Genomic DNA, 20,651 nt, shown 5'->3' with positions numbered 1-20,651 from the left:
CGGGCGGCGAGGCCGGTCAGAGTCCGCGCACGTCGTAGCGGCGTTCGACGCCGGCGGTTGCGCGGCCCCAGTCGCTGGCGCGTACGCGCTCCTGATGCGCGGCGAACGCCGCAGCGCTGACGAAGAGCTCCTCCACCTGCCAGACCAGCGGATCGGCCGTCTGCTCGACCGCGAACGACAGACACCCCGGCTCTGCGCGCGTGCGGACGATGTGTGCCGGAAGGTGCGCGAGAACGGCGTCGACCTGCGCCTGCCCCGAGCACACCAGCTGACCGGTGAGCGAGACGGTGCCGATGATCGGCGAAGGACTGTCCATGAGGCCGCCAGTCTTTCACGGCGCCGGCGCGCGCGCACCGGCATGTGCCGGTCGGGCGCGGCGAGATCGCGGGCGCTGTGCCGGCTCTCCGTGCAGCGCGTCGCTGCCGCCGTCGACGTCGTGCTTTTCCCCGGCGTCGGCGGGGCGCTTAGGCTGGCAGGAGATGGTGACGAAACCCTCGTCGAAAACGCCCCGGATGAATCCCCCATGACCAAGGTCTCCACCACACGGTGAACGAAAAGCCGCGCGAACCCACCCCCGATACGCTCACGAACGCGATCGTGACCCACTGGGGTCAGCCCTACCTGCCGAAAGCCGGGTGGCGACGGATCCGCGCGTCCTGGACCGCGATCCTGCAGCTCGTCGTCGCGGCCACCGCCGGGTTCGCGATCTCGCACTATCTGCTGAACCATGAGCACCCGCTGCTGTCCGCCACCGTCGCGATCTCCAGCCTCGGCCTCGCCCGGGACGCCCGTCCGCGCCGGATCGCCGAGATCGTGCTCGGCATGCTGCTCGGCATCGCCCTCGGCGAGACCGTCCGGCTCGCCGTGGGGCCGGGCTGGTGGCAGCTGGCGGCGACGCTCGCGGTGACCCTGCTGGTCGGGCGGATGCTCTCGCCATCCCCGGTCTTCGCCATGGCCGGTGCCACGCAGGCGGCGATCGCGCTCGCGATGCCGCTCACGCCGATGCCCTACGGCCGGCTCATCGACGGCGCCGTGGGGGGTGCGATGGCCATTCTCCTTACGGCGCTCGTGCCGCGCAGCGCCCTCGCCGAGGTCGTCCGCGACGCCCAGGAGCTCTTCGGCGCGTTCGATGCGGCGATGCTCCGTACCGTGCAAGGGCTGGAGACCGGCAACTCCACCTATGCCGATCGAGGCCTCGAGAAGGCGCGGGAGCTGCAGCGCCCGATCGACCGGTGGCACGAGAGTTTCGACGCCGCGGTCGCGGTCGCCCGCGTGTCGCCGCTGCAGCGCAAGCGGCGTCCGGAGTTCGACCGGCAACGCCAGCTGCTTCGGTGCGTCGATCTCGCGGTGCGCAACCTTCGCGTCGTCGCGCGGCGGGCGGCCTATCTGCAGGCCGACCAGCAGCCGCGTCCCGACCTGGCGCAGCGCGTCGACGCGCTGCGGAAGGCCACGATCATGGTCGGCCACACCGTCGTCGACCCGGATTCCACCGCGATCGCCATCGCGCATCTCTCCGAGATCGCCGCCGCTCTGGACCCGGCCCAGCTTCTGCCGCCGGGCTCCTCGCAGTCGGAGGTGAGTCTGGTCACCGCGTTGCGTCCCCTGAGCGTCGACCTGCTTGAGGCATGTGGGATGCCGCACGCTGAGGCGACGGCTCTCCTCCCGCGGATCTAGGCGGTGCCCGGCCCGGTATGCGCCGCTGCGGTGGTCGTGCGGGGTGGTTCTCGACGCGGCCGATGACGCACCGGTATCCGGCCCGTCCAGAAAAAGGACTTGACCGGTCAAGTGGTTGTGTTGCAAACTTGACCGGTCAAGCGGTCAAGGGACGATGGAGTACCTGATGTATGTAGAGCTGGAGCACGGACGCGGCGAGCAACCGCTGTACGTGCAGCTTGCCAAGGCACTGGAAGACCACATCGAGCTCAAGAAGCTCGCCCCGGGGGATCAGCTCCCGAGCGAGACCGTGCTGGCGCGTGAGAACCGACTGAGCCGTGCCACCGTCATCAAGGCGCTGGACACCCTGGTCGAGCGCGGTCTGGTCACCCGGCACCAGGGCAAGGGAACGTTCGTCAACGCGCGGCCCATGGAGCGGCAGCTCCCGGAGCTCACGAGCTTCTCGGAGCACGTGCACGGGTTGGGGCTGGCGCCCCGGAGCGAGCTGCTGGCCTACGAGAAGTTCGAGGCCGCAGACCCCGCCCGCCCGCGATCCGCCTATGACGATGAGATGGACCCCACACCCGGGCTCGTCCAGATCGAGCGTCTGCGTCGCGTCGACGACCGTCCGGTCGGTGTGCACCGCGCCCTGATTCCCGCGGACGTCGCCGACCGGATCGGACTGAACGAGCAGGAGACCGCGCGCGAGAGCTTCTCGCTGTATGAAGCGCTCCGCGCCGGCGGGGTCTTCCTCTCCGCGGGCGAGGAGACCCTGCGAGCCATCAACGCGAGTGCCCGTGACGCCGAACTCCTCGGCGTCGATGCCGGCACCGCCCTTATCGAAGTCGTGCGTTTCTCCCGAGATCAGAACGGGCGACTCGTCGAGGTCGTGCGTGCGCGCTACCTCGGAACCGAATATCTGTACCACATCACTTTTGCACCAACGACGGGAGCAACACATGAAGAATCGAGTGATTCTGGGCATCGCACCGGTGGCGGCCTTGCTGCTGGCCACGGGCTGCGCCGCGCAGACTGACGGCGGCGTCGCCGAGAACGACCTCGGTCGCGCCGCGCTTGTCATCGCTCAGGGCGGCCTCGGGGACGAGTCCTACAACGACCTGGCGCTCACGGGGTTCAACGACGGCCTCGAGGCGACCGGGGTTCAGGGCACCACCATCGAGTCGGACGACGTCGTCGGACAGGGCGAGCAGATCCTGCGCCGTGCGGGGGACAGCGGCCTGGGCCTGGTCATCGACCTGGAGTACTCGCACGCCGAGATCCTTCCCAAGGTCGCGGCGGACTACCCCGACACCGACTGGGTGATGCTCAACGCCGTCGCGGCCGGCGACAACGTCGCCTCCGTGCTCTTCCAGGAGCAGGAGGGGTCCTATCTCGCCGGCGCGCTCGCCGCCCTGCAGACCTCGAACACGAGCGATCCGAAGATCAACGCAGACAAGGTGATCGGCTTCATCGGCGGCACGCAGGCCGCCGGGATCGACAAGTTCCTCGTCGGCTTCGTCCAGGGAGCTCGCGATGTGGACCCCGAGGTGAAGGTCCTCGTCTCCTACTCGAACGACTTCGGTGACCCCACGAAGGGCCAGCAGCTCGCGCAGTCGATGTTCGACGAGGGCGCAGACATCGTCTACGCGGTCGCCGGCGGCACCGGCGCGGGCGTCATCCAGGCCGCGAAAGACGCCGATCATTATGCGATCGGCGTGGACACCGACCAGGACGGGATCGCCCAGGGCCATGTGCTCACGAGCATGCTGAAGAAGACCGACGTCGCGATGAGGTCGATCCTGGCGCAGTATGCCGACGGCACGTTCCCGGGCGGGCAGACCATCAGCCTGGGCCTCGCGGAGGACGGCGTCGGGCTCTCCGCCCTCACATACACCCGCGACGCCATCGGCGAAGCCACGATCGCGCAGGTCGACGATCTTCGCCAGCAGATCATCGACGGACAGATCGAGGTCTGGAACGTCGTCGACCAGGGATACCCCGACTGGTTCACGCAGAAGTGAGCTGACGGTTCCCGACATCCCCCCCACACAGAAAGGCCCCTCCGCGATGAGCGCACCCACAGGCACGCGCGCGTCCGCTCCCGATCCGACGGTCCGCCGCCGGATCGGGGCGGAGGGCATCAGCCGCGCATTCGGTGACGTCCGCGCGAACATCGACGTGCACCTCTCGGTCGCCCCTGCCACGATCCACGCGGTCATCGGCGAGAACGGCGCGGGCAAGAGCACGCTGATGCGCATGCTCTACGGTCTCGACCACCCCGACACCGGAACGATCGTGATCGATGATGAGGCCGTTGCCCTGTCCTCGCCCCGTGACGCGATCGAACGCGGCATCGGCCTGGTGCAGCAGGAGCTCGCCATCATCCCGGAGCTCACTCTCCTGGAGAACCTGATCCTGGGCGACGAGGTCGCGCGTGCCGGCGTGATCGACTGGGCGCAGGCCCGTGCGCGAGCCGTCCAGCTGGCGCAGGATGTCGGCGTCTCGATCGATTGGGACGCCCCGGCAGCCACCACCTCCATCGCGATCCAGCAGCAGGTCGAGATCCTGCGCTTGATCTTCCGCGGTGCAGACGTGCTCATCCTCGATGAGCCCACCGCGGTGCTCGCGCCCGAGCAGGCCGCCGATCTGCTCGGCCTTCTGACCCGGCTGCGCGATGCCGGACGCACCGTCGTGTTCATCAGCCACAAACTCGACGAGGTGCTGGCGATCGCCGAGCACGTCACCGTCCTGCGCGGCGGCCGCTCCATCGAGCACCTCCAACGCTCCGAGGTCGACCGGCCTCGGCTCGCCGAGCTGATCATCGGGGACTCCGCGGTCGCGGAGACGGTCGCCACCCCCGGCACCCCCGGTGAGGTGCGGCTGACGATCCAGGACGTCCGGTCACGCGACGACCGCGGGCACAACCGGCTCGACGGTGTCAGCTTCCATGTGCGCGCCGGGGAGATCGTGGGCATCGCCGCGGTCGCCGGCAACGGCCAGGAAGAACTCGCCGAGGCGCTCATCGGCGTCCGCGTGCTCTCCGGCGGGGACATCCTCCTCGACGGCACGAGCATCGCCCGCCGCGGCATCCGTGCGCGGCGGCGATCGGGGATGTCATACGTCAGCGCCGACCGGAAGCATGAGGGGCTCGCGCTGGCGCTCTCCCTCTCCGACAACGCGATCGCGAGCCCCGCGCTGGCCGAGCTCGGCAGAGGCGGCTGGCTGAACCCGCGCGCGGTCGCGGAACGCGTGACCGCGACGCTGCGGCGTGCGCAGGTGAAGTTCGGTTCCGCCGCGGACCCCGCGTCGAGTCTGTCCGGCGGCAACCAGCAACGCGTGGTCATCGGCCGCGAGACCCTGGGCAGCCCGCGCGTGCTCATCGCCAGCCAGCCGACGCGGGGCGTCGACATCCGCGGCATCGGCTTCATCCATGAGCTGCTGCGGCTCTCCCGCGATGAGGGAACCGCCATCGTCCTCTTCAGCGAGGAGCTCGACGAGCTGCGGGAGCTCTCCGACCGGATCATCGTCATGCACCGCGGGCACGTGAGCGGCGAGCTTCCGGCCGGCGCCAGCCGTGCCCGGATCGGTGCGCTCATGCTCGGAACGACACAGGAGGAGGCCGCGTGAGCACGACCACACACGGCGCTCCCGTCGAGCCTGCCGGGGCACGGCGGCACACGTCCGTCCCTGCGCTCCTCGACGCGACGCTGCGCATCGCCTGGCGGGCACTGCTGCCGGTCGCCATCGCCCTGGTCATCGGCGGCATCGTGCTTCTCGTCACCGGAAACAACCCGCTGCAGGTCTACGGTCTGCTCGTCTCCGAGGCGTTCGGCTCGCCGAGCCGGATCAACGCGACGCTGGCGGCGACAACCCCCATCCTGTTCACAGCCATCGCTGCGGCCTTCGCATACCGTGCCGGCGTGTTCACGGTGGGCGTGGAGGGCAGCTTCGTCGCTGGCGGGCTCACCGCCGCCGTCATCGGGGTGAACATGGGCGGGCTGCCGGTCGGTGTCGGAGCATTGCTTCCCCTGCTCGGCGCCGTCGTCGCCGGAGGGATCGTCGCGCTCATCCCCGCTCTCCTGCGTGCGGTATGGGGCGTGGACGAGGTCGTCACCACGCTGATGTTCAACTTCATCGCGGCGGGCATCGCCGGCTGGGCCGTGCAGACGTTCTTCCTCGCCCCCGGGCAGGCGAACTCCAGCACCCAGTACGTCGCCGAGTCCGCGGAGCTTCCCGCGCTCGCGCCGCCCGGCCAGATGAGCTGGGCACTGGTCATCGCCATCGTCCTGCTGATCGCCTACGCGGTCTGGATGCGCACCTCGACCCTGGGCTTCGAGTTCCGTGCGGTCGGCAGCGCACCCCGATTCGCTGTTGCGCAGGGGCTTCGCGTGCGCCTGGTGATCGCGACCGCGCTGATCGGAGCCGGCGTCATCGGCGGCATCGGCGGCGGAGCGCACGCTCTCGGCCTCGTCCATCGGTACTCGGCCGGCTTCTCCGCCGGGTTCGGGTTCACCGGCATCGCCATCGCCCTGCTCGCGCGGTTCAACCCGGTCGGCATCTTCATCGCGGCCCTGTTGTTCGGCGCGCTCAACGCCGCGGGCGCCACGGTGCAGCTCTTCATCGACCTGCCCGTCCAGCTCATCGACATCCTCGAAGGCACCGTGATGATCTTCGCCGTCGTCGCCATCGGCGTTCCGCGCTGGCTGCGCAGCCGGCGGGCTTCCGCGGAAGGAGTCCGCTCATGATCGACGCCCTCATCGCGTCCACCGTCACCCTCTCGGTCCCGCTGGTGCTGGCAGCGCTGGGCGGGGCGATCCACCGCCGCGCCGGTGTGGTGAACATCGGCCTCGAGGCGCACATGATCGTGGGCGCGCTCGTCGGCGCCGTGGTGAGCGGCGCGAGCGGCAACTGGGCAGCGGGAGCTCTCGCCGGGCTCATCGCCGGCGCCCTGACCGGTGCGCTGATGAGCATCCTGATCACGCGGCTCAACGCCAACGAGATCATCGTCGGCCTGGGCTTCAACATCGTCGTGTTCGGGATCATCGGCTACGTCCTGCGTACGGTCTTCGGCACGTCCGGCACGCTGCAGCCGGCGGGGCTCGTGCGGCTGCCGCGCATCGACATCCCGCTCGTCGCGGACATCCCGATCCTGGGCGCCCTCATCTCCGGCAAGGACCCGCTGTTCTGGCTGTGCATCGTCCTCATCCCGCTGCTGGCGTGGTCCCTGGCGAACACCCGCCTCGGCCTGCGTCTGCGTGCGACCGGGGCGGGTGAGAGCGCGAGTGCGTCGCTCGGGCTGCGGACGAAGGGGATCCGAGACCTCGCTGGCGTCTTCGCCGGGGCGATGGCGGCGCTGGGCGGTGTCGCCCTGAGCCTCGGGACCGTCGGCCTGTTCAACGAGAACATGACCGCCGGACGCGGCTACGTAGCGCTCGCCGCGTTCTACTTCGGTCGCTCCCGGCCGCTGCCGACCGCGCTGGCGTGCATCCTGTTCGGGTTCTTCGACGCGCTCCAGATCCGGCTGCAGACATCGGCAGGCACGTCCGCAGACCTCATCTCCACCCTTCCCTACGTCGCCGTCGTCGCCGTGCTCGCCTTCACCGGCATCCGGCAGGTGCGTCGCGGCGCCCGAACTGTGAGCTGATATGTCCCACCCCTCTTTCCCGCCCACCGCTCTGGTCCTCGTCGATGTGATCGCGTCGTTCTTCGACCCCGATGAGGCGAACTCCTATCCCGAGGCGCCGTCGGTGCTGGAGCCGATCGCGGAGCTTCTCGACGTCGCGCGTGCCCGCGAGGCACTCGTCGTGCACGCGGTCGAGCGGCACCATCGCGGACTCGACGACTTCGAGTTCCGCAAGCTCCCGCGGCACCATCAGGTCGGCGACCCGGACGCCGCTTACATGCCGGGATTCGAGCCTGTCGATTCCGGGCGTGAGGTCGAGGTCGGGAAGCGCCGCTACTCGGCGTTCTACGCGACAGATCTGGACCTGCTCCTGCGCGAGCAGGGGATCGAAAGACTCATCGTCGTCGGCGTGAAGACCAACGTGTGCATCCGCGCGACCGTGCAGGACGGCTTCGCGGGCGGCTTCGACGTCTGGGTGCCCCGGGAGACCACCAACTCGAACCGTCCGCACCTCGCAGAAGCGAGCCTGGAAGACATTGAGCGCTACTTCGGCCGCGTGCCGAGCTTCGCCGAGGCGAAGGCCGCCCTGTGAGCGGGCGTCTCGGCGTCGTCGGGTACGCCAGTCTCGACTTCGGCGGAGAGATCCGGTCGTTCCGCGGCGTCGATGCGACGAGCATCGTCTCCCGCGGGTTCCGTGGCGCGGAGCCCGGCATCGGCGGGGTCGCGCACATCGCGCGCGCCGCCAGCCGCGCCGCGCCGGTCAGCGTCATCAGCTGGGTCGCACCCGACGAGGACGGCCAGCGATGGACGCGTGAGCTCGTCGCCTCCGGCTGTGACGCGGGCGGCGTCGCCGTCAGCGGCACCCGTACTCCGTCGGCGACGATGATCGAGATCGCGGCGGGCGGCACCATCTGCCTCTTCGACCAGGGAGACTGCCACGCCGACGCGCTGAGCGCACGCCAGCTCTCGGTGCTGGGGGATCTCGACTGGCTCGTCCTCACCGTCGCCCCGCGCCCGCTCACCACGGCGCTCCTGGACGCCCTCCCCGACGGAGTGCGGCTGGCATGGGCGGTCAAGCACGACGATGACGTCTACGACGACGACCTCATCCGGCGCGTGCTGGCACGGGCCGAAGTCGTCAGCTACAGCAGAGGCGAGCGCTCGTACGTCTTTCCCGATGGATCAGACCACCGGACGGCGCCCGGCGCGCTCCTGGTCGAGACGCAGGGATCCCAGGGCGTGCACTGGCGGATCTCCGGGGAGCCGAGCCGCGCAGGGTTCGTCCCCGCGGAGGTCGTGCGCAGCGTCGACACCACCGGGGCCGGCGACACGTTCGTCGGCACGCTGGCGGGGGCGCTGGCGGCCTGCCCGGCTCCGGCAGACCTCACAGACACGCAGATCGACGACGTCATGCGTGCAGCGACCCGCGCGGTCGCCGCCCTGCTGCAGTCCCGCAGCGGCGTCTCACCCACGTGCACCGATCCATCGAAGGAGAACAACTGATGTCACAACGCGCCTGGTATTTGGGCTGCACAGCCGATCAGGTCGGGGAGTCCGCCGTCCTGGTCGGAGACCGGGGGCGGGTGCTCCTCGCCGCGGGGATCCTGGAAGACGCTGAGGTCCTCAACGAGGACCGGGGCCTGACCACGGCGACCGGGTGGTATCGGGGCGTGCGGATCACGGTGAGCGCGTTCGGCATGGGCGCACCCATCGCGGCGGTCGTGCTGCATGAGCTCGCGGGCCTCGGCGTCCGCCGGTTCGTGCGTCTCGGGACGGTCATGACGGTGGGGTCGACCCAGCTGGGCGAGTTCGTGGTGGCCCACGGCGCGGTTCGCGGGGAGTCGACCTCGGCCTCGTACCTGCCCGTCGCGTACCCGGCCGTTCCGGACTTCACCCTGACCCGCGCGCTGGAGGACGCCGTCTCCGCGGCAGCCCTCCCCACCCGCTCCGGGCTGTTCGCGAGCTACGACGGCTTCTACACCGAGATGTTCGAGACCGGTCTCGGGGAGCGCCCCGTCGCGGACCGCTACGCGCAGCTCGAACGCACGGGCGTCGTCGCCACCGATATGGAGACCAGTGCCATCCTCGTGGCAGCGCAGGCGCTCGGCGTCCGCGCCGGCTCGCTCTGCCTCGCCAGCGTCGACGGACGTACCAACGACAAGATGGCTCGCCCGGAGCGCGCCGTCGCAGAGGGCCAGCTGCTCGAGGCAGGCTTCCAGGCGCTCGCCGCCGTCACCGAGACCGCTACCCGTTAAGGAGCAATCATGACCATCGCACAGGACTACCTCAACGACGTCATCGCGAAGATCGGCAAGGTCCGCGACACGCAGGCCGACAGCATCGCGGCCGCCGCGCAGATCTGCGCGGACTCGATCGCCGGCGACGGACTGGTGTTCACCTTCGGCACCGGGCACGGCGGCTTCGCCGCGCTGGAGTCTTTTCCCCGCACCGGCGGCGTCACCGGCTTCCGGCCCATCGTCGAGTCCTCGATCGCGCTGATGCACCACGTGCTCGGCGATCAGGGCACCGCCCAGTACCGGTTCATGCACACGCAGGAGGGCTACGGCAAGGCGATCCTCCGCTCCCATCAGCTGAAGGACGGCGACTCGATCATCCTGTTCAGCCACTCCGGGATCAACGCCGTCATCCTCGACATGGCCGTGGAGTTCCAGGAGCGCGGCCTGAAGGTCATCGGCGTCACCAGCGTCCCGCACTCGTCGCAGGTGGCCAGTCGCCACTCCAGCGGGAAGCGCCTGTTCGAGATCGCCGATGTCACCATCGACACCGGCATCCCGCTCGAAGACGCGTCGCAGTTCATCGACGGCCTCGAGTTCCCGGTCGGACCGACCTCCACGTCGATCGCGGTGGCGGTCTCGCACGCCATCAACGCCTCGACGGCCGCCGAGCTGGTCGCGCGCGGCATCGAGCCCATGATCATGATCAACACGAACTCGAACCGCACCACGTTCGCCCACCAGCAGAACGACCGCAACTATGAAGAGCTGTGGCGCCGGCTGCGCAACCGCGACTTCTCGGCGCCGGTGGTGAAGTGATCGAGCGCGGGCTGTACATCGGCGGCGGCTGGCGACCGGCGACGTCCGGCGAGCTCGTCGACGTCCGGGACCCGGCGACCGGAGAGCTCGTCGGTCGTACCGCGGTGGCGGGAGCGGCCGATGTCGACGCCGCGGTCGAGCGCGCCGCCATCGCCGCCAAAGGGTGGGCGGCGATGCCGTCCGGCGAGCGCTGTGCGATCCTTCGCCTGGCGGCTGATCTGATCGACGAACGGATCTCCGAGATCGCCGACGTGCTGACGCGGGAGCAGGGCAAGCCGCTCGCCGACAGCCGTAAGGAGATCGCCTTCGGGGCCGTCGTGCTGCGTTACTACGCCGAGGAGGGGACGAGGGTGGGCGGCACGATCCGTCCCGTTCAGCGCGCTGACATCCGTTCGCTCGTCACGTGGGCGCCGATCGGCGTTGTCGGGGCGATCGTGCCCTGGAACTACCCTGTCGACCTGTACGCCTGGAAGATCGGGCCGGCCCTCGCGGCAGGCAACGCGATCATCGTCAAGCCGCCGCTCGAGGCGCCGCTCGCCATCGGGATGGTCGTGCAGTGCCTGCACGACGCCGGTCTGCCCGCTGGCGTGCTCGCCGACCTTCCCGGCGGCCTGGAGGCCGGCAGCGCGATCTCCGCTCATCCGGGCATCGGCATGGTGACGGCCACCGCTTCCACGCGCACCGGGCAGTCCATCATGCGGTCGGCGGCGGACACGATGAAGCGCGTCTCGCTCGAGCTCGGCGGACAGTGCCCGTTCGTCGTGCTCTCCGACGCGGACATCCCTGCCGCTGCCGCGGCAGCGGCCAGACGATCGTTCTCCAACGCCGGGCAGATCTGCATCGCCGTGAACCGGATCCTCGTGGACGAGTCCATCGCGAACGAGTTCGTCGACGCGGTGGCCGCCGAGGCGCAGCGGATCGCGCTCGGACACGGCGTCGATACCGCGGTCACGGGGGGCCCGACCACGACCGCCGCGGTGATCGACGTCGCCGACCGCCACATCGCCGATGCCGTCGCGCGGGGCTCGCGCGTGGTCACGGGCGGCTCGCGGCTCACCGGCAGCGCTTTCGACCACGGCACGTTCTTCGCGCCGACGGTCCTCGACGCGGTGCCCACCAGCGCCGCGGTGATGCGGGAAGAGACATTCGGCCCGGTCGTCGCCGTGCACCGGTATCGTGCCGGCAGTTCGATCGACGAGGTCGCCGCGCTCGCGAACGGGACGGAGGCCGGTCTCGCAGCGTACGTCTACGGCCGCGATCTGGACAGGGCCTGGGCGGTCGCCGAGCGGATCGATGCCGGCGGCATCGGTGTCAACATCAACGACATCACCGAGCTGCACGCGCCGTTCGGCGGGTGGAAGATGTCCGGTTTCGGCCGTGAGCTGGGGCCGGAGGGGCTGCACGGTTTCATGCAGCAGCGACACATCCGGATCCTCAGAGGGGCCGGATCATGACCGTGCTGATTCGGAACCTCGTCGGCGGGGTCTGGACGGAGGGCACCGGCCCCGCCTTCGAGAGGCGCAACCCGGCGCGACCGGACGAGGTGGTCGCCGCCGGTGCGGAGGCGTCCGCGGCGGACGCAGACAAGGCCGTGCAGTCTGCCGTCTCCGCGGGGCGAGCATGGCGCCGGGAGACGACGGCCGCCCGCGGGGCGATCCTGCGCGCGGCCGGTCGGCTGCTCGCGGAGCGGGCGGAAGAGCTCGGGCACGAGCTCGCCCGCGAAGAGGGCAAGACCCGGCCGGAGGGTGTGGGAGAGGCGCGTCGCGCCGCACAGATCCTCGACTACGTCGGCGCGGAGGCGGATCGCGACAACGGTCAGGTCTTCGCATCGCCCCGTCCCGGCGAGCGCATCCTGGTCACGCGGCGTCCGGTGGGTACGATCGGCATCATCACCCCGTTCAACTTCCCTCTCGCGATCCCGGCATGGAAGATCGCTCCGGCCCTCGTCCACGGCAACACCGTGGTGTGGAAGCCGTCCGGCGCCGTGCCGCTGCTCGCGGTGCGTCTCGCGGAGGCGCTGGTCGATGCCGGTCTCCCGGCGGGCGTTCTGCAGCTCCTGCACGGCGATGGCGCGGCGGGGCGCGCGATCGTGGACCACCCGGGCATCGACGCGATCAGCTTCACCGGATCGACCGGCGTGGGGCGGGCGATCGCGGCGGCCGGTGCTGCGCGGGGCATCCCCGTGCAGGCCGAGATGGGGGGCAAGAACGCCGCGGTCGTCCTGCGCGACGCCGACCTCGATCTCGCCGTCTCGCAGGTCATCGCCGGTGCGTTCGCGGCGACCGGTCAGAAGTGCACAGCGACGTCACGGGTGATCGTGCAGCGCGCGGTGGCGGCGGAGTTCACCGAGCGGCTCGTCGCCGCCGCGGACGCCCTCGTCGTGGGCGACCCCGTCACCGCGGGCGTCGAGGTCGGGCCGCTCGTCTCGGCCGCGGCGCGCGCCGCGGTGCTCGCCGGGATCGCCGCGGCCGTCGCCGAGGGCGCCCGGATCCTCACCACCCGCCGCCCGGAAGGCGATACGGGTGCGGTGGGACACATCGTCAATCCGACGATCGTGGCCGGGGGGCCGGAATCGGCGCTCTGGGCCAGGGAGCTGTTCGGGCCCGTCCTGCTGCTGCACGTCGTCGACGGCGCAGACGACGCCTTCGACCTGGTCAACGACAGCGCCTTCGGGCTGTCCGCCGCGGTGTTCACCCGCGACATCGGCCTCGCTCTGGAAGCGGCGGATCGGCTCGACGTCGGCATGCTGCACATCAACTCCGAGACGGCGGGCGCTGACCCGCACGTCCCGTTCGGCGGCGTCAAGGGCAGCTCGCTCGGGCCGGGGGAGCAGGGAGCCGCTGCCCGGGAGTTCTACACCCGGCCGTCGACGATCTATCTGCGAGGTGCGGCATGACCGGGGCGCTGGACGGCATCAGGGTCGTCGACCTGTCCCGCGTGCTCGCGGGCCCCTACGCCACGATGCTGCTGGCGGACCTCGGTGCAGACGTCATCAAGGTGGAGAGGACGGGAACCGGCGACGAGACCCGCGCCTGGGTTCCTCCTGCCGGGCCAGACGGCGTCGCGACCTACTTCGCGGCGGTGAACCGTAACAAGTCGGCGGTCACCGCCGACCTGCGCGACGAGGCCGACATCGCGGCGCTGCGAGCCCTGGTCGCCGACGCCGACGTCTTCATCGAGAATGCGCGCCCCGGAACGCTGGACGCCCTGGGGTTGTCCTATCAGGACCTCAGCGCGGTCAACCCCCGTCTCATCTACTGCTCCATCTCGGGCTTCGGCGGCGGGGGAGGGGCGTCCCTGCCCGGCTTCGATCTGCTCGTCCAGGCGACCGGCGGGCTGATGAGCATCACCGGGACCCCGGACGGCGAGCCGATGAAGGCGGGGGTCGCGCTGGTCGACATCATCACCGGTCTCCACGCCCTCACCGGCATCCTCGCCGCCCTGCATGCGCGAGCCGAGACCGGTCGCGGACAGAAGGTGGAGGTCAACCTTCTGTCGAGTCTCCTCTCGGCGCTGACCAACCAGGCATCGGCCGCCCTGATCGCCGGCGCGACGCCGGGCCGCCTCGGCAATGCGCACCCCAGCATCGCGCCCTACGAGATCGTCCGCGCCGCCGACCGTTCTTTCGCGATCGCCGTGGGGACGGACCGGCAGTTCCGCACGCTCGCACAGGAGATCGGCCGGGCGGAGCTGGCGGATGACGCGCGATTCGCGACGAACGAGCGACGGGTCGCCCACCGGGCGGAGCTGCGGGACGCGCTGGAGGCCGTCTTCGTCACCCAGCCCGCGGCGCACTGGGCATCCCGCCTCATCGCCCGCGGCGTGCCGGCCGGCCTCATCAACACGATCCCGGAGGCGTTCGACTTCGCGGCCTCCCTGGGGCTGGACCCTGTCGTGGACGTCGACGGATCGCGGCAGGTCGCGCATCCGATCCGGTTCAGCGAGACCCCGGCCACGTACCGCACGCCGCCGCCGGCGATCGGCCCCCGCATCCGTATCCAGGACCGCGACTCCGCGGCCGCTTCAGAAAGGCAGCCATGACCTCCATCGACACATCGGCATCCGGTGAGCAGGCGCTCGCCGAGGTCTACGCCGTCGACGCGCTCCTCCCCGCGGAGGCACGCGCCTGGCAGCAGAAGGCCCGCACCTTCGCCCGCGAGCAGATCGCCCCGTTCATCGAGGACGACTTCGAGCAGGCGCACTTCCGTCGCGAGCTGATCCCGGCGCTGGGCGCGGCCGGGTTCCTCGGCATGCACCTCACCGGCTACGGGTGCGCTGGGGCGTCCGCCACGGCGTACGGGGCGGTGTGTCTGGAGCTGGAGGCGGTCGACAGCGGCTGGCGCACGTTCGTGTCCGTGCAGGGCTCGCTCGCGATGAGCGCCATCGCCAAGTTCGGCTCGGAGGAGCAGAAGCAGCGGTGGCTGCCGGAGATGGCGGCCGGGAGGGTCATCGGATGCTTCGCGCTCACCGAGCCGGCCGGGGGAAGCGACCCGGCAGCCATGACCACCCGTGCACGCCGGGAGGGCGACGGCTGGGTGATCTCCGGCAGCAAACGGTGGATCGGGCTCGCTTCCCTCGCCGACATCGCGATCGTGTGGGCGCAGACGGACGACGGCATCCGGGGCTTCATCGTCCCGACCGACGCGACGGGGTTCACCGCGACGCCGATCGTCGGCAAGTATGCGATGCGCGCATCCATCCAGTGCGATGTCACTCTCGATGACGTGCACGTGCCCGCCGATGCGGAGCTTCCGGAGGCGCGCGGGCTGCGCGGCCCGTTCTCGTGTCTCAACGAGGCGCGCTACGGCATCGTCTGGGGCGCGATGGGCGCCGCGCGGGCGTGTCTGGAGGTCGCGATCGACCGGGCCATGTCGCGCGCGGTGTTCGGCGCCCCGATCGGGTCTTTCCAGCTCACGCAGGCCAAGCTCGCCGACATGCTCCTTGAGTATGAGAAGGGCACCCTCCTCGCGGTCCACCTGGGGGCCTGCAAAGACGCCGGCACGCTCACGCCGGCGCAGATCAGCGTCGGCAAGCTGAACAGTGTCCGCGAGGCGATCGCGATCGCCTCCGCGGCGCGCACGATCCTCGGCGGCGACGGCGTGACCGCAGAGTTCCCGGTGATGCGTCACCTGGCCAACCTCGAGGCGGTGCGGACCTATGAGGGCACCGACGAGATCCACGCGCTGATCCTCGGCCGGGCGCTGACGGGCCTTCCGGCGTTCAGCTGACGGCCCGGGCCGCCCCAGAACAGGCTGTCGGCACCGGAACAGGCAGCAATCGCTGCAAACTGCCTGTTCCGGTGCCGACAGCCTGTTCTGGGGCGGCCGCTCGAGGCCGGGCGATCAGCGGGTGTCCACGCGGATACGCGCGAGCAGCCAGAGGAAGAACGGAGCGCCGAGGAGGGCGACGACGAGTCCCGCGGGCAGCTGCGTCGGTGCGAGCAGGGTTCTGCCGGCGGTGTCGGCGAGCAGCAGCAGGATCGCGCCGATCAGCGCGGCCAGCGGCACGAGGAAACGGTGTCTCTTGCCGATGAGGAGGCGGGCGATGTGCGGGGCGACGAGCCCGCCGAAGGCGATCACGCCCACCGCCGTCGTCGCGGCGGCGGTCAGCGCGACGGCCAGGGTCAGGTGCCAGAGCCGGGTGGCGGGGACGCGCACCCCGCGCACGGCCGGGGTGACGTCGTCGAGCTGCAGCAGGTCGAGGTCACGGTGCGTGCGGATCAGAGCGACAGCGCTGAGCGCGAGGATCACCGCCACCGGGGCGAGCGCGGGAAGCGTGGTGCCGTAGGTCGACCCGCCGAGCCAGGTCATGGCCTTGGCCTGATTGTAGGGATCGGTGCGCACCAGCACGAGCGTGGTCAGCGCGCCGGCCCCCGCGCTGATCCCGACGCCGACGAGGACCATCCGCAACGGGCGCGCCCGCGCCACCAGCAACAGCAGCGCACCGGCGGCGATCGCCGCCAGCCCCGCTCCGCCGAACACCAGGGCGGTGTGCGCACCCGACACGGTCGACAGCACGATCACCGCGCCGAGCCCGGCGCTGGAGCTCACGCCGAGGATGCCGGGATCGGCGAGCGGGTTGCGCGTGGCGGCCTGGACGAGCAGCCCCGCCAGCGCGAGCGCCATGCCCGCGAGCAGCGCACCCAGGACGCGGGGCAGGCGCAGATCCAGGATCAGGTCGATCCGGGGCGGCGCGGAGCCCCTAACCCACAGCCACACATCCCCCAGGAGCAGCCGGGTGTCCCCGAGGAGCATCGCGGCGACCAGCGCGGCGGCGAACACGATCCCGGCCGTGGCCAGCAACAGGGCCGGGTGGCGGCTGCCGAACCGGGTCCCGGCGCGCAGGGAGGCCAGCGACTCGCCGTCTCCGCTCTCGGCCAGGCGCTGGGCGAGGAGGATGAGGAACACCGCGCCGATCACGCTCGTGACCACCCCGGTGGGGATGAGGGTGCCGCGTTGCGCGCCGATCACCGCGCGCAGCAGCACGTCCGAGGACAGCACCAGGGCGATCCCCGCCACAGCGCTGAGGAGGATGAACGCCCGGGTCCGGCGCAGGCCGGGGAGACGACGGGCCAGGAGCCGGATCGCCGCCGGTGCGCACAGCCCGACGAATCCGATCGGGCCGGAGACGGTCACGGCTGCGGCGATCAGGATCACCGCGATCACGAGCACGCAGCGGCGGGTGCCGGCGACGGGCACCCCGAAGGCGGCAGCGGTGTCGTCGCCGAGCTGCAGGAGGTCCAGGCGGCGCGCGAAGGGCAGCAGAGCGAGGATCGCGGCGATGACGACCGGGGCAGCGGCGGCCGTCGCGGCGGATCCGTTCTGGGCGAGCGATCCGGCGTTCCACTGCACGATCCCCTGGGTCTCCCAGGGGAAGAGCAGGACCAGCATCGACTGCACGGCGCTGAGGCCCATCGCCAGTGCAGAACCCGCCAGCACCAGTCGGACCGGCGACAGGGAGCGGCTCCCGGCCAGACCGATCACCGCCACGGCCGCCGTGATTCCGCCGCCGAAGGCGACGGCCATCCCGGCTCCGGGGCCGAGGGTCACGCGGGCCGCGGCGAACACCGCCAGCGCGAGGGCGGCTCCCGCACTCACCCCGATGGTCTCCGGAGAGGCCAGGGGGTTCCGCGAGAGCGATTGCAGCGCAGCGCCCCCTGCGCCGAACGCCGCGCCGACCAGGAGCGCGGCGGCCAGGCGCGGCAGGCGTGACTGCGTCAGGATCGCCACCGCCTGGGCATCGTCTCCGACGGTCAGCGCTTGCCAGATCGCTCCGAGGCCGATACCGTCCGCGGCGCCCTGGGTGAGGTGCGCGACGATCGCGAGCAGCAGCCACGCGGCCACGATGGCGACGCCGACCGCGATTCCCCGCCGGCCCGGCGGGGAATCGATGGCCCGGTGCGTCGGCAGCGGAGGCTCGGGCCGTCGGCTCACCGCGCGGGGGCGGTGACGATCCGGGCGACGTCGTCGGCGAAGGCCGACATCGACGCCAGTCCGCCGTACATCCAGATCCCTTCGCTGACACCGTGGGCCCGGCCGTCGGAGACGAAGGGGAGGCCGTCCCATACCGCGTTCCCTGTCAGGTGCACGGCGACGGGGTCTGTTCCGTCGCCGGAGTCGAGCCAGTAAAGGAACCAGGTGTCGTCCGGCAGCGACGTGAGGCCCTCGACGTCGACGTGGGCGAGTCCGGAGCCGTCCACATCGCCGGTGTAGGCGGGGGGCAGGCCGATGGCGTCCAGCACAGCGCCGGCTTGATTCTCCCGGCCGTGCAGGCGCAGCTGCAGGTCGCCGCCGCGGGCGATGACGGCCACGAACACGGCGGGGTCTCCGGCCGCTCCGGATGCGTCGACCTGCTCTGCGACGGTGGCGATGTGCTCGTGGAAGTCGGTGATGAGCGTCGCGGCGTCCTCCTCGTGCCCACTGGCCTGTCCGAGGATCGTGGTGGCATCCTCGAGTGCACCGAGGGGGTCCGCGGGGTCTTCGGTGTTCACGAGGAGAACGGGGGCGATCGCCGAGAGCCGCTCGCGCAGGTCGCTGGATGTGGAGTGGTCTCCGGCGACGATGAGGTCCGGTTCGAGCTCGGCGATGGCCTCGACGCTGGGCTCGACCAGCTGGCCCAGATCGGCGGGGTCGCCGGTGAGCGGCTCGACCGGGGCGACGAAGGTCTCGTAGCCGGGAAGGTCGGACACCCCGACGACGGCATCGCCGGCACCGATGCTCGCGAGCGTCTCCGCGTGTTCCCACTCGAGGGCCACGATGCGCTGCGCCGGTCCGTCGGGAAGGGTGATCTCGCGGCCGTCCGTGCCGGTGACGGTGATGCTCTCCCCGCCGCCGGCGGCGTCGGGCTCTGCGGTCGTGCCGCAGCCGGTCAGCATCAGGGCGGTGCTGACGATGGCGGCCACGGTGACGGCCGCTCTGCGCAGGGGAGCGCTCATGGGTCTGCTTCCTTTCTGATCGGCTGCGCGCAGGGTGCGCCCAGCCCGGTCTGGGCGGGCGCTCACGGCTCCCGGGGATCGGCGTGCACGGGCGCGGCGGTGCGCCGGCGCAGCTGCTCTGGCCGAATGCTGATCCGTCCGTCCCGCGGATCGCGGTTCGCGGACAGGGCCGTGCCGTACACCCGGCTGAGCAGAGCGCCGTCGAGGACCTCCTCTGGCGTCCCCGCCGCGGCGATGCTCCCGCCGTCGAGCAGAACGAGGCGGTCGGCGATCTGATCGGCCTGTTCGAGGTCGTGCAGCACGACGCCGATCGCGGTGCGCTGCTCATCGGCAAGCTCGCGGATGAGGTTCAGGATCTCCACCTGATAGCGCACATCGAGATGGTTGGTCGGCTCATCCAGCAGCAGCACCGCGGTTCGCTGCGCCAGCGCGCTGGCGATCCACGCGCGCTGCAGCTGACCGCCGGAGAGGGTCTCCATCGGGGCGTGCGCCAACCCGTCCAGGCCGGTGAGCTCGAGAGCGCGGGAGATAGCCCCGGCGCCGTCGGGATCGGAGCCCCGCCAGGGGCTGCGATGCGGGTGGCGGCCGAAGCCCACGACATCGCGCACCGTCATCCCCGCCGGGGTGGGGGCATGCTGAGACAGCAGGGCGAGGTGCCGGGCGAACCCCGGGGCGGAGAGGGCGAAGGCGTCGTCGATCTCGCCGAGCGACAGCGAGCCGGCGGACGCGGGGACCAGCCGGGCGAGCGTGCGCAGGAGGGTCGACTTGCCGGAGCCGTTGGGGCCCACGATCGCGGTGACCACGCCGGGCTCCAGGTGCACCGAGACGTCGTCGATGATGCTCCGGCCGCTCATGGTCACGCGCATGCCGCGCGCCGCGAGCGCTGCTGTTCCCGGATTCTTGCTCACGCAAAGAGCATATTAGGCATCCCTATCCTTGCCAAGGGGTCGGCGAGGGTCCGACGCCCGGTCGGGAAAGATCCCTGAAACTCCGGGGTGACGATGAGGCAGCAGCGGTGGCGGTGGTTACTCCGGGCGCGCCGATCGCGGAGCTTTGCGCCGCAAGGGATGCTCTATCGGTCGCGGTGTTTGTCGAGCACGGGGAGCAGGTGTGCGCGTGCGAGCTCGTGGGCACGCGCGCCATCGCGGGCGCGAATGGCGTCGAGGATCCCCTCGTGCTCCGCCACGAACCTGGCCGGCGACTGGGGGCCGTCGAGCTCCCGGAAAGACCGCTCGGCGCCGGCGCCGATGGCATCGTAGAACTGGAGCAGCACGGGATTGCCCGCGGCGCGCACGACGCCGCGGTGGAAGCGGTGGGAAAGGGTCGCCAGGGCCCCGAGATCCTGGTTCGTGATGAGGTCTCGGGAGGCCTCGAGAATCTCCTCCAGCGCACGCAGGTCGCCGGCATCGGCGTTCGCCGCGGCCAGGGACGCGGTCTCGCCCTCGATCGCCAGCCGGACCTCCAGGAGTGTCCGGGTGTCCTCGCCCCCCAGATAGCGAGCGAGCACGGCGCCGACCTCGCTGGTGGCGCGCACGAAGGTGCCGTTGCCCTGAATGGTCTCCAGCATTCCCACGTGGACGAGCGCCTGGACGGCCTGCCGCAGGGTCATCCGGCTCACCCCGAACTCGGCCAGCAGCTCGGATTCGATCGGCAGCCGGGAGCCCACGGGCCAGCGGCCGTCGCGGATGCCGCGCTGCAGGATGTCGATGAGCTGACTGACCAGCGCGGAGCGCTTCGGCACGTCAGGCGAGGTCATCGGGCGGCTCCTTGGTCGGGGCGGGGCTGGCCGTCCGTCCGTGGCCGGGTCGCCCCTCGTATCGTAGCTGTTTCCGCTCCGCCGCCCCGGTGGCATCCGCGCGGAGGGGTCGGTCACGAGTGGAAATCACAT

Annotated in this window: 19 protein-coding genes; 14 read left to right on the top strand and 5 right to left on the bottom strand. The window is 71.0% G+C overall.

Annotated features, from left to right (window positions below):
- Positions 1-16 precede the first annotated feature (16 nt).
- Positions 17-316: a putative quinol monooxygenase gene (locus AC3RXY_RS00815; protein ID WP_491508979.1), complete on the bottom strand. Its 300-nt coding sequence runs from the start codon at positions 314-316 to the stop codon at positions 17-19.
- A 230-nt stretch (positions 317-546) separates the two neighbouring features.
- Between AC3RXY_RS00815 and AC3RXY_RS00810 the strand changes: the two genes are divergently transcribed.
- The 14 genes from AC3RXY_RS00810 to AC3RXY_RS00745 all read left to right on the top strand — a co-directional run bounded on the left by AC3RXY_RS00810 (position 547) and on the right by AC3RXY_RS00745 (position 15,557).
- A complete protein-coding gene (locus tag AC3RXY_RS00810) occupies positions 547-1,674 on the top strand; it encodes an FUSC family protein (protein WP_491508978.1) in 1,128 nt (375 codons plus the stop codon).
- Between the two features lie 166 nt (positions 1,675-1,840).
- Positions 1,841-2,689 carry a GntR family transcriptional regulator gene (locus tag AC3RXY_RS00805; protein ID WP_491508977.1) on the top strand — a complete coding sequence of 283 codons (849 nt, stop codon included), beginning with the start codon at positions 1,841-1,843 and terminating at the stop codon, positions 2,687-2,689.
- Entirely contained in the window at positions 2,613-3,674 is a 1,062-nt protein-coding gene (locus tag AC3RXY_RS00800) for a BMP family lipoprotein (RefSeq protein WP_491508976.1), read from the top strand. Before AC3RXY_RS00805 ends, AC3RXY_RS00800 begins: the two co-directional genes overlap by 77 nt.
- Before the next feature lie 46 nt (positions 3,675-3,720).
- Positions 3,721-5,280, top strand: coding sequence for an ABC transporter ATP-binding protein (locus AC3RXY_RS00795; RefSeq protein ID WP_491508975.1), 1,560 nt, complete (start codon positions 3,721-3,723; stop codon positions 5,278-5,280).
- Positions 5,277-6,398, top strand: a complete 1,122-nt coding sequence (locus tag AC3RXY_RS00790) for an ABC transporter permease (RefSeq protein WP_491508974.1) — start codon at positions 5,277-5,279, stop codon at positions 6,396-6,398. The genes AC3RXY_RS00795 and AC3RXY_RS00790 overlap by 4 nt, the downstream gene beginning before the upstream one ends.
- Positions 6,395-7,297, top strand: coding sequence for an ABC transporter permease (locus AC3RXY_RS00785; protein ID WP_491508973.1), 903 nt, complete (start codon positions 6,395-6,397; stop codon positions 7,295-7,297). Before AC3RXY_RS00790 ends, AC3RXY_RS00785 begins: the two co-directional genes overlap by 4 nt.
- Position 7,298: 1 nt before the next feature.
- On the top strand, positions 7,299-7,868 hold the full coding sequence (locus AC3RXY_RS00780; protein ID WP_491508972.1) for a cysteine hydrolase family protein: 570 nt from the start codon (positions 7,299-7,301) through the stop codon (positions 7,866-7,868).
- Positions 7,865-8,779 carry a carbohydrate kinase family protein gene (locus AC3RXY_RS00775; protein WP_491508971.1) on the top strand — a complete coding sequence of 305 codons (915 nt, stop codon included), beginning with the start codon at positions 7,865-7,867 and terminating at the stop codon, positions 8,777-8,779. The genes AC3RXY_RS00780 and AC3RXY_RS00775 overlap by 4 nt, the downstream gene beginning before the upstream one ends.
- Positions 8,779-9,531: a nucleoside phosphorylase gene (locus AC3RXY_RS00770; protein ID WP_491508970.1), complete on the top strand. Its 753-nt coding sequence runs from the start codon at positions 8,779-8,781 to the stop codon at positions 9,529-9,531. The genes AC3RXY_RS00775 and AC3RXY_RS00770 overlap by 1 nt, the downstream gene beginning before the upstream one ends.
- Before the next feature lie 9 nt (positions 9,532-9,540).
- Positions 9,541-10,329 carry a sugar isomerase domain-containing protein gene (locus AC3RXY_RS00765; protein WP_491508969.1) on the top strand — a complete coding sequence of 263 codons (789 nt, stop codon included), beginning with the start codon at positions 9,541-9,543 and terminating at the stop codon, positions 10,327-10,329.
- Positions 10,326-11,783 carry an aldehyde dehydrogenase family protein gene (locus tag AC3RXY_RS00760; protein WP_491508968.1) on the top strand — a complete coding sequence of 486 codons (1,458 nt, stop codon included), beginning with the start codon at positions 10,326-10,328 and terminating at the stop codon, positions 11,781-11,783. The genes AC3RXY_RS00765 and AC3RXY_RS00760 overlap by 4 nt, the downstream gene beginning before the upstream one ends.
- On the top strand, positions 11,780-13,225 hold the full coding sequence (locus tag AC3RXY_RS00755) for an aldehyde dehydrogenase family protein (RefSeq protein WP_491508967.1): 1,446 nt from the start codon (positions 11,780-11,782) through the stop codon (positions 13,223-13,225). Before AC3RXY_RS00760 ends, AC3RXY_RS00755 begins: the two co-directional genes overlap by 4 nt.
- Entirely contained in the window at positions 13,222-14,370 is a 1,149-nt protein-coding gene (locus AC3RXY_RS00750) for a CaiB/BaiF CoA transferase family protein (RefSeq protein ID WP_491508966.1), read from the top strand. Before AC3RXY_RS00755 ends, AC3RXY_RS00750 begins: the two co-directional genes overlap by 4 nt.
- Positions 14,367-15,557 carry an acyl-CoA dehydrogenase family protein gene (locus AC3RXY_RS00745; protein WP_491508965.1) on the top strand — a complete coding sequence of 397 codons (1,191 nt, stop codon included), beginning with the start codon at positions 14,367-14,369 and terminating at the stop codon, positions 15,555-15,557. The genes AC3RXY_RS00750 and AC3RXY_RS00745 overlap by 4 nt, the downstream gene beginning before the upstream one ends.
- Positions 15,558-15,671: 114 nt before the next feature.
- Here AC3RXY_RS00745 and AC3RXY_RS00740 read toward each other — a convergent pair whose 3' ends face one another.
- From AC3RXY_RS00740 to AC3RXY_RS00725, 4 genes are all read right to left on the bottom strand, one after another.
- Entirely contained in the window at positions 15,672-17,762 is a 2,091-nt protein-coding gene (locus AC3RXY_RS00740; protein ID WP_491508964.1) for an iron ABC transporter permease, read from the bottom strand.
- Complete coding sequence (locus AC3RXY_RS00735) at positions 17,759-18,763, bottom strand: ABC transporter substrate-binding protein (protein ID WP_491508963.1); 1,005 nt, start codon at positions 18,761-18,763, stop codon at positions 17,759-17,761. Before AC3RXY_RS00735 ends, AC3RXY_RS00740 begins: the two co-directional genes overlap by 4 nt.
- A gap of 62 nt (positions 18,764-18,825) precedes the next feature.
- The gene (locus AC3RXY_RS00730; protein ID WP_491508962.1) at positions 18,826-19,671 is read right to left on the bottom strand and encodes an ABC transporter ATP-binding protein; all 846 of its coding nucleotides are present in this window, start codon (positions 19,669-19,671) and stop codon (positions 18,826-18,828) included.
- 164 nt (positions 19,672-19,835) lie between these two features.
- Positions 19,836-20,519: a FadR/GntR family transcriptional regulator gene (locus AC3RXY_RS00725; RefSeq protein ID WP_491508961.1), complete on the bottom strand. Its 684-nt coding sequence runs from the start codon at positions 20,517-20,519 to the stop codon at positions 19,836-19,838.
- Positions 20,520-20,651: the final 132 nt, after the last annotated feature.

The organism is Microbacterium longlingense, from assembly GCF_058349825.2.
This window is presented reverse-complemented; position numbering and strand designations above follow the sequence as displayed.

Bases quoted from the DNA above. Each gene is read 5' to 3' on its own strand.
- AC3RXY_RS00815 (WP_491508979.1), bottom strand. From the start codon at position 316: ATGGACAGTCCTTCGCCGATCATCGGCACCGTCTCGCTCACCGGTCAG.
- AC3RXY_RS00725 (WP_491508961.1), bottom strand. From the start codon at position 20,519: ATGACCTCGCCTGACGTGCCGAAGCGCTCCGCGCTGGTCAGTCAGCTC.
- AC3RXY_RS00765 (WP_491508969.1), top strand. From the start codon at position 9,541: ATGACCATCGCACAGGACTACCTCAACGACGTCATCGCGAAGATCGGC.
- AC3RXY_RS00735 (WP_491508963.1), bottom strand. From the start codon at position 18,763: ATGAGCGCTCCCCTGCGCAGAGCGGCCGTCACCGTGGCCGCCATCGTC.
- AC3RXY_RS00785 (WP_491508973.1), top strand. From the start codon at position 6,395: ATGATCGACGCCCTCATCGCGTCCACCGTCACCCTCTCGGTCCCGCTG.
- AC3RXY_RS00755 (WP_491508967.1), top strand. From the start codon at position 11,780: ATGACCGTGCTGATTCGGAACCTCGTCGGCGGGGTCTGGACGGAGGGC.
- AC3RXY_RS00780 (WP_491508972.1), top strand. From the start codon at position 7,299: ATGTCCCACCCCTCTTTCCCGCCCACCGCTCTGGTCCTCGTCGATGTG.
- AC3RXY_RS00805 (WP_491508977.1), top strand. From the start codon at position 1,841: ATGTATGTAGAGCTGGAGCACGGACGCGGCGAGCAACCGCTGTACGTG.
- AC3RXY_RS00795 (WP_491508975.1), top strand. From the start codon at position 3,721: ATGAGCGCACCCACAGGCACGCGCGCGTCCGCTCCCGATCCGACGGTC.
- AC3RXY_RS00800 (WP_491508976.1), top strand. From the start codon at position 2,613: ATGAAGAATCGAGTGATTCTGGGCATCGCACCGGTGGCGGCCTTGCTG.
- AC3RXY_RS00745 (WP_491508965.1), top strand. From the start codon at position 14,367: ATGACCTCCATCGACACATCGGCATCCGGTGAGCAGGCGCTCGCCGAG.
- AC3RXY_RS00770 (WP_491508970.1), top strand. From the start codon at position 8,779: ATGTCACAACGCGCCTGGTATTTGGGCTGCACAGCCGATCAGGTCGGG.
- AC3RXY_RS00750 (WP_491508966.1), top strand. From the start codon at position 13,222: ATGACCGGGGCGCTGGACGGCATCAGGGTCGTCGACCTGTCCCGCGTG.